The organism is Janthinobacterium sp. GW456P (assembly GCF_002127655.1).
Taxonomy (GTDB): domain Bacteria; phylum Pseudomonadota; class Gammaproteobacteria; order Burkholderiales; family Burkholderiaceae_D; genus Janthinobacterium.
The window spans coordinates 44,466-57,822 of sequence record NZ_NEHB01000015.1; the positions used below are offsets into that span (position 1 = coordinate 44,466).

Below are 13,357 nucleotides of genomic sequence, written 5' to 3' on the forward strand. Positions count from 1 at the left end.
CCCATGCACAGCACGCGCGAATACAATTTTGACGGCCTGGTCGGGCCATCGCATAACTACGCCGGACTTTCGTTCGGCAACGTGGCCTCGTTCAGCAATGTGAAAAGCGCTTCGAATCCGAAGCAGGCCGCCTTGCAGGGCCTGGCCAAGATGCGCGCCCTGGCCGCGCGCGGCTTTGCGCAAGCCTTGCTGCCGCCGCAGGACCGGCCCAATTTCCGCCTGCTGCGCTCCATCGGTTTTACGGGCACGGACGCCGAGGTGCTGGCGCGTGCCTACCAGGAGTCGCCCGTCATCCTGGCCTGCGCGTACTCCGCCTCGCCCATGTGGACGGCGAATGCCGCCACGGTCAGCCCGTCGGCCGATACGCAGGATGGCCGCGTGCATTTCACGGCCGCCAATTTGAATAACAAGCTGCACCGCGCCTTCGAGCACGCGCAGTCGGCGCGCAGCCTGCGCGCCATTTTCAGCGACGACCAGCACTTCGCCGTGCACGACGCGCTGCCGTCGACGCCCGCCTTCGGCGACGAGGGCGCGGCCAACCACACGCGCCTGGGCGCGAACCACGGCGCGCCGTCCGTTGAATTGTTCGTGTATGGCCGCGTGGAGTTCGACCCATCCGCGCCGTCGCCGAAGCGCTACCCGGCGCGCCAGACCCTGGAAGCGTCGCAAGCCGTGGCGCGCCTGCATGGCCTGGACGTGAAGCGCACCGTGCACGTGCAGCAGAATCCGGAAGTGATCGACCAGGGCGTGTTCCATAACGACGTCATCGCCGTCGGCAATGGCAATGTGCTGTTCTATCACGAGCAGGCGTTTGCCGATGAAGAGAACAGTCTGTCGCAGCTGCGCCGCGCCGTCGCCGCCGCGGGGGCCGACTTGCAGGCATTGCGCGTGGACACGGGCCAGGTGCCGATCGCGGACGCTGTGAGCAGCTATCTGTTCAACAGCCAGTTGCTGACGAAAGAGGGCGGCAAGATGGCGCTGGTGATCCCGCAGGAATGCCAGGAAAACCGCGCGGTGTCGCGCTACCTTGACGGCCTGGTGGCCAGCGGTGGACCCATCGATGAACTGATCCATTTCGACCTGCGCCAGAGCATGCGCAACGGCGGCGGGCCCGCCTGCCTGCGTTTGCGCGTGGCCCTGACGGAAACCGAGGCGCGCGCCATGCACCAGGGCGTGATCATGACGGAAACGCTGTACCATCGGCTGGTGCAGTGGGTGGAAAAGCACTACCGCGACCATCTGGAGCCAAGCGACCTGGCCGATCCGCAGCTGGCGCTGGAAGTGCATGCGGCGCTTGAAGAATTGACGATCATCCTCAACTTACCTGGATTGTACGACTTGTAGGCGATAGAAAAACAAACAGAAAAAATCCGAGACAGACTATCCGTAGCACAGAATTGGACGGGCGACCCCCGTCTCTTGACACCGCTGCCGCCCAGCCACAAGCCCGAACGACAGCGTTGGACATTCACATTACCGTAATGGAGATGCAAGATGAATCACACGCCACAAGATTTGCGTACACAAACGCTGGAGTTGATTAACGCGGCTGGCAGCGCGGGCAAGGCGGCAGCGCCTGTCGTGCAGCTGGTGCAGGCATGGCTCGACTCGCTCGACGCCGAAGACCTGGCCGATATCGCGCCCGGCAGCCTGGCGCCCGTGCTGGTCGACGGTTTTACCCAGGCGGCCAAGCGCGCGGGCAGCGGCTGCCAGATCGCCACCCTGCGTTATGCGGATGGCCGTGGCGGCATGGCGAGCGCCTTGCTGATCCTGAACGAAGACATGCCTTACCTGGTCGACTCCATCGTCATGGCCATGCGCCGCCAGCACCTGGCCGTGCGCGGCGTGATGAATACCGTGCTGCCCGTGCGCCGCGCTCTTGATGGCAGCGTCGAAGCGGTGCGCCAGGCTGGCGACCCGCTCGAATCGTATGTGCTGGTGCTGCTCGACGAAGAGCTGGCGCCGCAAGCCCAGGCCGCGCTGGTCGCCGCCCTGGAGGCGGTCGCGCGCGACGCCTTTGTTGTGCGCCGCGACAGCGCCGCCATGAGCGAGCGCCTGGCCGCTGTCGCCACGGCGGCCGCGCAGCATGGCGAAGAAGGCGCGGAAGTGGCCGCCTTCCTGGAATGGGCGCGCAGCGGCGGCTTCGAAGTGTTCGGCTACGCCTACTACCGCGTCAAGCCCGGTGTGCGCGAACTGGAACGCGACATTCCCAGCCGCGTCGGCGTGCTGCAGGATACGGCCCACCCGGTCTACGGCACCTGCCTGGCGAATATCCCGGGCGACTTCGACACCTTGGCCAAGCGCGACTCTGCGCTGTCCATCGTCAAGGCCGACGTGGCCGGTACGTTGCACCGCGACCAGCAGCTGGACTTCATCGGCGTGCGCGACATGGATGCGCAAGGCGCGATCCTGGGCGAGCATTGCTTCGTCGGCCTGTTTACGCGCGCCGGCAACTCCACCCCGCTGGCGGCGCTGCCGTTTGCGCGCGGCCGCGTGGCCAAGGTACTGAGCCTGGCCGGCGTGCGCCAGCAAGGCTTCCGCGCCGAGAAATTCCGCGAAATCCTCGAATCGCTGCCGCGCACGGAAGCGCTGGAAGCGGACCTCGACTGGCTGGCGCAAGTGTGCGGCGCCGTCGTCTCGCTGTACAAGCAGCCGCGCACCAAGGTCTTCGCGCGCCGCGACGTGTATGCGCGCCACCTGAACGTGCTGGTCTACCTGCCGCGCGAGCGCTATAGCGCCAGCGTCGCAGCTAGCCTGGCCAAAGCCCTGCAGGCGAGTTCCGGCGCCACCCACGTCAGCACGCAAACCCTGGTGGCCGACGGCCCCCTGGCGCGCGTCTACCTGATCGCCCACGCCGCCCGCTACCCGCTGGACCTGGAAACGGATATCGAACAGCCGCTGCTGGGCGTGCTCGATGGCTGGCATAACGGCTTTGCCGCCGTGGCCGACGCCGTGCCCGACGTGGCCCTGCGCACCAGCCTGCGCAAACTCTGCGCCACCCTGCCGCTCGATTACGTGGCCGCCACCGCGCCGGCCGTCGCCTTCCGCGACCTCGATACCATCCTGCGCAACACCGACGCTTCGCACGTTGCCGTGCGCATCGAGACGGGCGCCGTTACCACGATTCGCCTGTACTCGGCCAACAAAGTGCCGCCGCTGTCGACCATTTTGCCGGCCCTGCACAATGCGGGCGTGGCCATCGACCGCGAACAGGCATACTCGATTTCGCTGTCCGACCGCACGCGCTATTTCGTCACCAGCCTGACGGTCGATGCCGCCAGCGCGGCGAAACTGGCGCAGCCATCCGTCGTCGCCGTGGCGCAGGAATTGTTTGCCGCCCTGTTCAACGACACGGCCGAAGACGGCCGCCTGAATGGCCTGGTCATCGAAGGCGGCCTGTCGACGCGCGAAGTGCAGCTGGTGCGCGCCTACACCAGCTACTGGCGCCAGACGGGCAGCCGCTTCTCGGTGCGCTACATTGCCGAAAGCCTGCGCAAGCAGCCGGCCCAGGTCAAGGCCCTGGTCGAGGCATTCCTGCAGCGCTTCGAGCCATCGCTGTCCGACGCGCAGCATGCGGCCGCCCTGGAGGCAATCGCCACCATCAAGGCGGGCCTGCCCTCCGTGAACCACGCCGATACCGAGGAAATTCTCGGCGCGCTGGCCGACCTGATGGCGGCCACCCTGCGTACCAGCTACTTCCAGAACAACCAGCAAGGCGACAAGATCATCTTCAAGTTCGACACCAGCAGCCTGGCGCTGGTGCCGGAACCGCGTCCTTACCGCGAGATTTTCGTCTTCTCGCGCCGCTTCGAAGGCGTGCATCTGCGCGGCGGTCCTGTCGCCCGCGGCGGCTTGCGCTGGTCGGACCGCATGGAAGACTACCGCACCGAAGTGCTGGGCCTCGTCAAGGCGCAGATGGTCAAGAACGCCGTCATCGTGCCGGCCGGCGCGAAGGGCGGTTTTGTCTGCAAGATGATGCCGAAGGACGCCGTGCGTGAAACCATCGCGGCCGAAGGCGAAGCCGTCTACCGCCTGTTCATTTCCAGCCTGCTGGAAGTGACGGACAACCGCTCGCTGGGCAATATCGTCCCGCCGGTCGACACCGTGTGCTTCGACGACGCCGACCCCTACCTGGTGGTCGCTGCCGACAAGGGCACGGCCACGTTCTCGGACATCGCCAACGGCATCGCCGTGCAGCGCGGTTTCTGGCTGGGCGACGCGTTCGCCTCGGGCGGCTCGAACGGCTACGACCACAAGAAACTGGGCATCACCGCCAAGGGCGCATTCGAAGCCGTGAAGCGCCACTTCTATGAAATGGACCACGACCTGAACACCACCCCGATCACCATGGTCGGCGTGGGCGACATGTCGGGCGACGTGTTCGGCAATGGCGTATTGCTGTCGCGCCAGCTCAAACTGGTGGCCGCCTTCGACCACCGCCACATCTTCCTCGATCCGACACCGGACGTCGCCGTCTCGTTCGACGAACGCGCGCGCCTGTTCGCCTTGCCGCGTTCTTCGTGGGACGACTACAACAAGGACTTGATCTCGGCAGGCGGCGGCGTGTATCCGCGCACCGCCCGCACGATCGAACTGTCGCCGCAGATCCGCGCCGCGCTTGATATCGCCGAGACCTCGCTGGCGCCGGAAGAACTGATGCACCGCATCCTCAAATCCCCGGTGGACCTGTTCTACAACGGCGGCATCGGCACCTATATCAAGGCCTCGACCGAGACGCACGCACAGGTGAAGGACCGCGCGAATGACCATATCCGCGTCAACGGCAATGAGCTGCGCGTCAAGGTCGTGGCCGAAGGCGGCAACCTGGGTGCGACGCAAGCGGGCCGCATCGAATTCGCGCTGGCCGGTGGCCGCATCTTCACCGATGCGATCGACAATTCGGCCGGCGTCGATTGCTCGGACCATGAAGTGAACGTGAAAATCTGGCTGGATGTGGAAGTCAATGCGGGCAAGCTGACGGAAGCGGAACGCAACCGCGAGCTGTATGCGATGACGGACGACGTCGAGCGCCTGGTCTTGCGCGACAACACGCAGCAGACGCATTTGCTGGTGCGCGAGTTGCAGGCGCAAAGCGAGAGCGCCGTGCAGGATGGCTATGCCGCGTTGATCGCCAGCCTGGAAGAAGAGGGCGCCCTGTCGCGCGAGCTGGAGCAATTGCCATCGGTGGCTGAACTGGCGCGCAGGAAGAGCGACGGCCGCGGCCTGACCACGCCGGAACTGGCGGTGGTGATCGCCAACGTGAAGAATCGTTTCAAGCGCATCCTGTCCGCCTTGCCGCTGACGGACGAAACGTGGGCCGAGCCGGTCCTGAAACCGTACTTCCCATCCTTGCTGGTGGAAACCCGTTCGGCGCTCGACCACCCGCTGGCCAACGCCATCCTGGCGACCGTGCTGGCCAATGAAGTGATCAACCGCTGCGGCCCGCTGATGATCCGCAACCTGGCGGCGGAACATGGCGTGGACGAATCGACCGTGATCCTGGCCTGGGGCCAGGCCTGGGTGGCGCTGAACCTGGCGCCCGTGTTCGACGCGCTCGACGCGGATGCCTTGACGGTGCCGCGCGACGTATCGATCAAGGTCGACGCGCAAACACGCGTGCTGCAGCAAACGATGATCGCCGGCGTGCTGTCGGTACCGGCCGAGCAGTTGCGCGGCGCCGGCCTGGCCGAGCTGACCCGTTTGTTTGGCGCGGAATCGAAGCGCGAGCTGCTCAAAGCCGTCGGCATCAAGTCGGAAGCGGCGCAGGTAGCCGGCTTGAAGCCGGCCTTCGTGCTGGCGTGGGACGCGATCGACGCGCTGGAAGTCGTCGCCGGCTTCCTGTTCCCGGCCCTGTCGGTGCCGCGTCCTGCCTCGATGGACCTGGCAGCCTTCCTGCAAGTGGGCCTGGCCCTGCGCAGCCAGGCGGGCATCGACACGCTGGAGCGTGGCCTGAAGCTGGCCGCGCAAGGCAAGTCGCAGGAACAGTTGCGCAACTATGCGCAGCAGGCCCTGCGCCGCACGCAACAGCGTCTGCTGACGCAGGTGCTGGCGCGCGCCGAGCAAGGCAATGCGGGCCAGGCCGTCGATGCGGTGACGGGCGCGCTGGGCTTGTCGGCCTATGTGGCGGCGACGGAACTGGAGCAAGCCATGCTGGACGTGTGGACGCTCTCCGAGGCAGTCAATAAAGTGACAGTGGAAGCGGCGGTGTAATGACGCAAGAAGTACGACAAGTTGGGCAGGGCGCTGGCGGCTTGCCGCCGGCCGTGCAGGCGCTGGCGCAGGCCGATTTCAGCGGCGTGGCGCAGCTGTTCGCCAACGCCGGTTTCACGGTGGCCTTGCCTGCGCCCGGCATGCTGCAAGTCGTCAAGCCGCAGGCCGATGCGGGCCGCGCCAGCGTGGCCGTCTCGGTGGGCGTGCATGGCGACGAGACGGGGCCGATCGAAGTGCTGGCGCATCTGCTCGACGCGCTGTCGCGCGACGCGTCGGCACTGGCCGTCGACCTGCTCGTTTGCGTGGGCAATGTCGATGCGATCCGGGCCGGCAAGCGTTTCATCGACGCCGACCTCAATCGCATGTTCCGTCCCGTGCGGGGCAGCCTGGCGCAGGCGGCGGAAAGCGCGCGCGCCGATGAAATGATCGCCGCGACCAAAGCGTTCTTTGACGCGGCCGGTCCCGTGCGCTGGCATCTGGATTTGCACACGGCCATCCGGCCTTCCGTGTACCCGACGTTTGCCATCGTGCCGGACCTGGTGGCCGACGACGCCAAGGCGCAGCTGATAGCCTGGCTGGGTCAGGCGGCCATCGGCGCCATCATCATGAACCCGCAGTCGGCCGGCACCTACAGTTATTATTCGGCCGAGCATTGCGGTGCGGCCGCCAGCACGGTGGAACTGGGCCGCGTGGGTACCCTGGGGCAGAATGATTTATCGCTGTTCGATGACGTGTCGCGGGCGCTGGACGGCCTGTTGCGCGGCATGCCTGCCCAGCCCGTCAAGGCGCCGCCGCACGTGTTCAAGGTGGCGCAGGAAATCATCAAGCACAGTGATGAATTCCGCATGGCTTTTGATCGCGGCACGCAGAATTTCACGTCCTTGCCGCAGCACGCCGTGATCGCCAGCGATGGCGACCACGTCTATACGGTGCAGCACGCGGAAGAGCTGGTGGTGTTCCCGAACCCGGATGTGCGGGTGGGCTTGCGTGCCGGATTGATGGTAGTGCGCGTGGCGTGATCGTCGAGCGATCACGCGGTATCAGGCGCCAGCCGGGGAAACCCGATTGGCGCTTTTTTCATAAAAAATGCCGCACAGAAATAATTATCCATTAGGCAATCAATTGATTTAAAATATTTACCCTTTGCAATTTTTTGGACCGATCATGTTGAAACGCCTGCTGACAGCCCTGCTGTGCCTGACCCTTTCCGGCCTCACGGCTGCCGCCCCCGCCGACGAGAAGGCAGCCGCACCGGAAATGACGGCCGAGCAATTTCTCGCCCAGCTGCACCTGCAGCGCGGCAAGATCACCTTGCCTGGCGGCATCGCCACCCTGGATTTGCCCGCCAACTTCCGTTATCTGTCGCCGGCCGATGCCGAGCGCGTGCTGGTCGATGCCTGGGGCAATCCACCGGGCATGGAATCGCTGGGCATGATCGTGCCTGCCAAGACCAGCGTGCTCGAGCGCGACAGCTGGGGCGTGGTGGTGACGTATGAAAAGGAGGGGCATATCAAGGATGACGATGCGGACAGCATCAAATATGACGAATTGCTCAAGGACATGCAGGCGTCCGTGCTGGAAAATAATGCGGAGCGCAAGAAGCAGGGTTATCCGGGCATCCATTTGATGGGCTGGGCGGAAAAACCCAGCTATGCCAAGGATACGCACAAGCTGTACTGGGCCAAGGACTTGATGGTCGATGGCGGCGAACACTCGCTGAACTACAACGTGCGCGTGCTGGGCCGCGAAGGCGTGCTGAACCTGAACGCGATCGCCAGCATGCAGCAGATCGCCACGATCAAGAAAGAGATGCAGCAAGTGACGGCGTTCACGGAATTTACCGACGGTAACCGCTACGCGGATTTCGACAGCAAGACGGACAAGGTGGCCGAGTACGGCCTGGCGGCGCTGGTGGCCGGTGGCGTGGCCAGCAAGCTGGGCCTGTTCGGAAAATTGCTGGCGCTGCTGCTGGCTTTCAAGAAAGTGCTGATCCTGGCCGTCGTGGGCGCCGGTGCGGCCATCGTCAGGTTTTTCGGCGGCAAGCGCAAGGAAAAGCCGCAGCCACTGCCGCAGCAGGAGCCCGCTGAACAGCCTGCTCATGCGCCCGATGGCAAGGTGAATCTGGAAAAGTAGGATGAACTGAGCCGCTCCGTGCGCCGGCGCACACGGGCGCGCTGTCCGAAAACAGCGCCTCGGGTACACTGGCTCATCGTTCACTATCAGGAGTCCGCCATGTCCGTGTCCATGTATCAGGCCACCATCCCCGTCTTCATCCGCGGCTTGCGGGTCGTCTCGGCCCTGCTGGAAAAAGCGCAAGCCCACGTGGAGGAAGATGGCATCGTGCCCGAGATTTTACTGGGCGCGCAGCTGGCGCCCGACATGCTGGACTTGACGGCGCAGGTGCAGCGCGCCAGCGATACGTCGAAGATGTCGGTCGAGCGCCTGAGCGGCGTGCCCGCACCGAAGTTCGAGGATAACGAAGCGTCGTTTGAACAGTTACAGGAACGCATCGCCAACACCATCGCCTATATCGACAGCGTCAACGCGGGCCAGATGGCGGGCAGCGCGCAGAAGGAAGTCGTGCTGAACTGGACTGACGAAGGGAAGAAATTCTCGGGCGACAATTACCTGCTCAGCTTTGCCTTGCCGAATTTCTATTTCCACGTTTCCATGGTCCACGCCATCCTGCGCAACAATGGCGTGGCCGTGGGCAAGCTCGATTATCTGGGCCCGTACGACTGAGACCGATTCTGAGACTAATTATTGCTGCGGTTGCTGCTGCACCTGGTTCTGCACCGCATTGCCCAGCATGCCGCCGCCGATCACGCCGGCCACCGTCGCCAGCGCCTTGCCGCGGCCGCCACCGACCTGATTGCCGATCAAGCCGCCGATGACGGCGCCCGTGCCGATGCCCACGTAGTTCGGTTGTGCCGGTGCCGGCTGCTGCTGGCGGACCGGTTCGCGGTAGGCGGTGTCGCGGTAGCCATCGTTGTTGTCACGGTAGGCAGGACGCGCCTGCGCCACTTGCGTGTGGTGCACGACGCGCTTCTGCTCGACGGGCGCCGGGGCTGGTGCCGGGGCGGCTTGCGCGACGACAGGCGCGGCCACCGGTGCAGTCACGGGCGCCGCCAGGGCTGCCGCATTCGTCGGCGTCATGGCGGCCACGTCTGCTGGCATGGCAGGCACGTTCGCGCGCGAATTGGGCAGGATGCCGGCGATGGACGCCGCGCCCACCAGGCACAGGACCGTCACGGAAATGGCGGCGCCGGCCATCAAGGGGTGGATGCGGCTGGCGGTAGTCGTCGTGTTCATGTGTTCTCCTGGGGGCAATGTGTTGCGCTGTTGTTGATGTGGCCAGATTAGCGGCCGCGCCTGCCCAAGGCTAGCCCTTGCGCTGTATCAAACGTAAGCAGGTGTAAGCCGCACTTTTCAAAGCACAGTAGAATCGGTGCTTCCCCTTTTCCGAAAGTCCGCCATGAGCCAGCTATTCACGCCATATGCACTGGGGCCGCTGCGCGTGGCCAACCGCATCGCCATCGCGCCCATGTGCCAGTACTCGGCCGACAACGGCAATGCCACCGACTGGCACATGATCCACCTGGGCCATTTGGCCCTGTCCGGCGCGGGACTGCTGATGACGGAAGCGACGGCCGTCTCGCCCGAGGGACGCATCTCGGCGGATGACCTGGGCCTGTGGTCGGACGCGAATCAAGCGGCGCTGGCCAAGGTGGTGCAGGCGATCCGCCGCCATGCGCCGATTCCCTTGGTGGTGCAGCTGGGCCATGCGGGACGCAAGGCGTCGAGCCGCGCACCGTGGCAGGGCGGCGCCTGCGTACACCTGGCCGAGGGCGGCTGGCAAACGGTGGCGCCATCGGCCATCGCCCACGCGCCTGGTGAAACAGTGCCGCTCGCCCTCGACGAGATGGGTTTGCTGCAAATCAAGGGCGCGTTTGTGGCCGCCGCCCAGCGCGTGCATGCGCTCGGCATCGAGGGCATCGAATTGCATGCGGCGCACGGCTATCTGCTGCACCAGTTTTTGTCGCCGCTGGCCAACCAGCGTACCGATGCCTACGGCGGCAGCCTGGAGAACCGCATGCGCTTTCCGCTGGAAGTCTATGAAGCCGTGCGCGCCGCCGTGCCCGCCAGCATGGCCGTGGGCGTGCGCATTTCCGCCACCGACTGGGTCGAGGGCGGCTGGGAAATCGAACAAAGCGTGCGTTTCGCGCAGGAACTCAAGCAGTTGGGTGCCGATTTCATCCACGTCTCCAGCGGCGGTATTTCGCCACAGCAGCAGATTCCCGTGGGACCCGGCTATCAGGTGGCTTTTGCCGAACGCATCAAGCGCGACAGCGGCTTGCCCACCATCAGCGTGGGCCTGATCACGGAAGCGCAGCAGGCGGAAGACATCATCGCGCACGGCCAGTCCGACATGGTGGCGCTGGCGCGCGCCATCCTGTTCGATCCCCGCTGGCCCTGGCATGCGGCGGCCCAGCTGGGCGCGCAAGTGCCGGCGCCGCCGCAGTACTGGCGCTCGCAGCCGCGCGAATACAAGAACCTGTTCGGCGACACGACCCTGGGCCAGCGCTAACGTGCCCCGTCTGCTACACTGACGCTTCTTTTCCATTTCTCCAGGACGCTTCGACATGCGCCATTGATACTGCCGTGCTGTGCACGGCCTCGCCCATCCCGCCAGCGCGCCATTGCGCCGCGCGGGTTCGCCAGCCTTGCTCAAGGAGTATCCATGCCCGCATTACTACAACTCGACCGTCTTTCCTTTGCGTTGCCCGATGGCCGCGCCCTGTTTTCCGATTTGCAATTTTCCTTTGCCCCGCAACGTATCGGCCTCGTCGGCGATAACGGCGTGGGCAAGAGCGTGCTCGCGCGCCTGCTGGCAGGCAGGGCGCAGCCGTCTTCCGGGGCCGTGCGCTGCGACGGCAGCATGCATTACGTGGCGCAGGAACTCGATCCGGAGCGCTATCCCACCGTGGCGGCGCTCGCCGGCATGGACGACTTGCTGGCGGCGCTGGCGCGCATCGCCGCCGGCAGCATCGACGAAGCCGATTACACCCTGGTGGGCGAACGCTGGGATGCCCACGCCCGCCTGCGCCAGGCGCTCGATGCGCTCGATTTGCGCCAGCTGGATGCCGATACGCCGACGGCCAGCCTGAGCGGCGGCGAACGCCAGCGCATCGCGCTGCAAGGCGCCTGGCTGTCGCAGGCGGACTGGCTGGTGCTCGATGAACCGAGCAACCACCTTGACGCCCATCAGCGCGCCCGCCTGGTGGCGCAGTTGGCGCGCTGGCCCGGCGGCTTGCTGCTGATCAGCCATGACCGTGGCTTGCTCGAGCACGTCGATGCAATCGTGGAACTGTCGCCGCAGGGCTTGCGCAGCTATGGCGGCAATTACGCGCTGTATGCGCAGCAGCGCGCGCTGGAGCAGGCCGGTTTCGCTGCCGCCCTGCAGGCGGAAAAGGCCGGCGCCAAACGTGAGCAGCGCGAGGCGCAGCAGCACGCCGAGCGCCAGCAGCGCCGAGTCGGACGCGGCGAGAGGGAAGGGCGCGAAGGCAATCAGAGCAAGCTGCTGCTGGGCGCGAGAAAGGACAACAGCCAGGATAGCCAGGGCAAGCTGCGCGTGCGCGCGCAAGAGGCGCAGCAGGCGCGCCAGCAAAGGGTGATGGACGCCAGCGCCCGCTGCGTACCAGAGACCGAACGGCTGCTGCTGGCGCCCGGTAGCCCGGTGCCCAACGGGAAACTGATCCTGGAGCTGCGTGATCTGGTCTTGCCGCATGGACAGGCGCACGCCATCAAGCTGGTGCTGAGCGGGCCGCGCCGCCTGGCCGTGACGGGCGACAATGGCAGCGGCAAGTCGACTCTGCTGCGCGTGATCGCCGGGCAGCTGGCGCCCGCCAGCGGCGAGCTGCGCTGCCATGCGCAGGTTGCCTGGCTGGATCAGCATGCGGGACTGCAGGACGGCGAGTGCAGCGCCGTGCAGCGCTTGCAGGCACGCAACAGCATCGTGCCGGAAGGCGAGCTGCGCACGCGGCTGGCACTGCTGGGCATCGCTGGCGCGCGCGCCACCATGCCCAGCCGTTTGCTCAGCGGCGGCGAGCGCATGAAGGTGGCGCTGGCGGCCGAGCTGTATGCGCAGGCGCCGCCGCAACTGCTGCTGTTAGATGAACCCGACAATCATCTGGACCTGGCCAGCCTGCAGGCGCTGGAGCAGATGCTGCGGCAATATCAGGGGGCGTTACTTGTGGTTTCGCACGACCAGGCATTTTTGAAGGCGATAAACCTTGACCCGGAGGGCTTGACATTGCAAAAATGACAATTTAATGAAAAAAGTCACGCTCGATGCCTGTAGAGCATGCTTCATGAACCGATGCTGAATTTTGTTTGATTGTCGGTATAATCCACTGAATAACCGGGCCTATTTGTGAACTAAAACTGCTGGTTCACCAATATGATGACGTTTAATCTGGCACTGTTGTCGGTCACTACCGCGCTGCCAGGGCGTCATCCTGCGTGCCCTGCCGTGCATGAATTCTGGTTTCGCTTATATTGTTTTCTTGGAGAAATAGCATGTCGTTTTACGAAAAACTCAAAGCCCTCAACATTGAACTGCCAGTCGTTGCCGCGCCAGCTGCCGCCTACGTGATGCATGCCCGCACGGGCAATACCGTCTTCCTGTCCGGCCACCTGGCCAAGAAGGATGGCAAGGTCTGGGTCGGCCAGCTGGGCAAGGACGTCAGCACGGAAGAAGGCAAGACCGCTGCGCGCGGCATCGCCATCGAACTGATCGCCACTCTGCAAGACGCCTGCGGCGGCGACTTGAACAAGGTCAAGCGCATCGTCAAGGTCATGAGCCTGGTCAATTCCACCTCCGACTTCACGGAACAGCACCTGGTGACCAATGGCGCCTCGGAACTGTTCGTTGAAGTCTTTGGCGACAGCGGCAAGCACGCCCGCTCCGCCTTTGGCGTGGCGCAAATCCCGCTGGGCGCTTGCGTCGAGATCGAGCTGATCGCCGAACTGGCCTGACGCGGTAGCCTGACCACATGAGCATGCCGGCGCTTGCCGCCGGCTCGCCTTTTCCTCCTTTCCAGCAAGAGCGGAACCGCCATTGGGGTGGAGGGATCGGTGTATTCAA

Annotated in this window: 9 protein-coding genes; 8 read left to right on the forward strand and 1 reads right to left on the reverse strand. The window is 64.9% G+C overall.

Annotated elements, in window-relative coordinates:
• Positions 1–3 precede the first annotated feature (3 nt).
• From astB to CBW66_RS15760, 5 genes are all read left to right on the forward strand, one after another.
• Positions 4–1,344, forward strand: a complete 1,341-nt coding sequence (astB, locus tag CBW66_RS15740) for an N-succinylarginine dihydrolase (RefSeq protein WP_086138666.1) — start codon at positions 4–6, stop codon at positions 1,342–1,344.
• Between the two features lie 150 nt (positions 1,345–1,494).
• Positions 1,495–6,210 carry an NAD-glutamate dehydrogenase domain-containing protein gene (locus CBW66_RS15745; protein WP_086138667.1) on the forward strand — a complete coding sequence of 1,572 codons (4,716 nt, stop codon included), beginning with the start codon at positions 1,495–1,497 and terminating at the stop codon, positions 6,208–6,210.
• Positions 6,210–7,229: a succinylglutamate desuccinylase gene (locus CBW66_RS15750; RefSeq protein ID WP_086138668.1), complete on the forward strand. Its 1,020-nt coding sequence runs from the start codon at positions 6,210–6,212 to the stop codon at positions 7,227–7,229. Before CBW66_RS15745 ends, CBW66_RS15750 begins: the two co-directional genes overlap by 1 nt.
• 145 nt (positions 7,230–7,374) lie before the next feature.
• Entirely contained in the window at positions 7,375–8,343 is a 969-nt protein-coding gene (locus CBW66_RS15755) for a DUF2167 domain-containing protein (protein ID WP_086138729.1), read from the forward strand.
• Positions 8,344–8,442: 99 nt separating this feature from the next.
• A complete protein-coding gene (locus tag CBW66_RS15760; protein WP_086138669.1) occupies positions 8,443–8,952 on the forward strand; it encodes a DUF1993 family protein in 510 nt (169 codons plus the stop codon).
• Between the two features lie 18 nt (positions 8,953–8,970).
• Here CBW66_RS15760 and CBW66_RS15765 read toward each other — a convergent pair whose 3' ends face one another.
• Positions 8,971–9,522 (reverse strand): glycine zipper 2TM domain-containing protein, encoded by a 552-nt coding sequence (locus CBW66_RS15765; protein WP_086138670.1) that lies wholly within the window; start codon positions 9,520–9,522, stop codon positions 8,971–8,973.
• Positions 9,523–9,685: 163 nt separating this feature from the next.
• Here CBW66_RS15765 and CBW66_RS15770 point away from each other — a divergent pair, with 163 nt between their 5' ends.
• From CBW66_RS15770 to CBW66_RS15780, 3 genes are all read left to right on the forward strand, one after another.
• The gene (locus CBW66_RS15770; protein ID WP_086138671.1) at positions 9,686–10,798 is read left to right on the forward strand and encodes an NADH:flavin oxidoreductase/NADH oxidase; all 1,113 of its coding nucleotides are present in this window, start codon (positions 9,686–9,688) and stop codon (positions 10,796–10,798) included.
• 153 nt (positions 10,799–10,951) lie between these two features.
• The gene (locus CBW66_RS15775; RefSeq protein ID WP_086138672.1) at positions 10,952–12,535 is read left to right on the forward strand and encodes an ABC-F family ATP-binding cassette domain-containing protein; all 1,584 of its coding nucleotides are present in this window, start codon (positions 10,952–10,954) and stop codon (positions 12,533–12,535) included.
• Between the two features lie 254 nt (positions 12,536–12,789).
• Positions 12,790–13,248 (forward strand): RidA family protein, encoded by a 459-nt coding sequence (locus tag CBW66_RS15780; RefSeq protein ID WP_086138673.1) that lies wholly within the window; start codon positions 12,790–12,792, stop codon positions 13,246–13,248.
• The last annotated feature ends 109 nt before the right edge of the window (positions 13,249–13,357 follow it).

Bases quoted from the DNA above. Each gene is read 5' to 3' on its own strand.
- CBW66_RS15745 (WP_086138667.1), top strand. From the start codon at position 1,495: ATGAATCACACGCCACAAGATTTGCGTACACAAACGCTGGAGTTGATT.
- CBW66_RS15765 (WP_086138670.1), bottom strand. From the start codon at position 9,522: ATGAACACGACGACTACCGCCAGCCGCATCCACCCCTTGATGGCCGGC.
- CBW66_RS15770 (WP_086138671.1), top strand. From the start codon at position 9,686: ATGAGCCAGCTATTCACGCCATATGCACTGGGGCCGCTGCGCGTGGCC.
- astB (WP_086138666.1), top strand. From the start codon at position 4: ATGCACAGCACGCGCGAATACAATTTTGACGGCCTGGTCGGGCCATCG.
- CBW66_RS15760 (WP_086138669.1), top strand. From the start codon at position 8,443: ATGTCCGTGTCCATGTATCAGGCCACCATCCCCGTCTTCATCCGCGGC.
- CBW66_RS15780 (WP_086138673.1), top strand. From the start codon at position 12,790: ATGTCGTTTTACGAAAAACTCAAAGCCCTCAACATTGAACTGCCAGTC.
- CBW66_RS15755 (WP_086138729.1), top strand. From the start codon at position 7,375: ATGTTGAAACGCCTGCTGACAGCCCTGCTGTGCCTGACCCTTTCCGGC.
- CBW66_RS15775 (WP_086138672.1), top strand. From the start codon at position 10,952: ATGCCCGCATTACTACAACTCGACCGTCTTTCCTTTGCGTTGCCCGAT.
- CBW66_RS15750 (WP_086138668.1), top strand. From the start codon at position 6,210: ATGACGCAAGAAGTACGACAAGTTGGGCAGGGCGCTGGCGGCTTGCCG.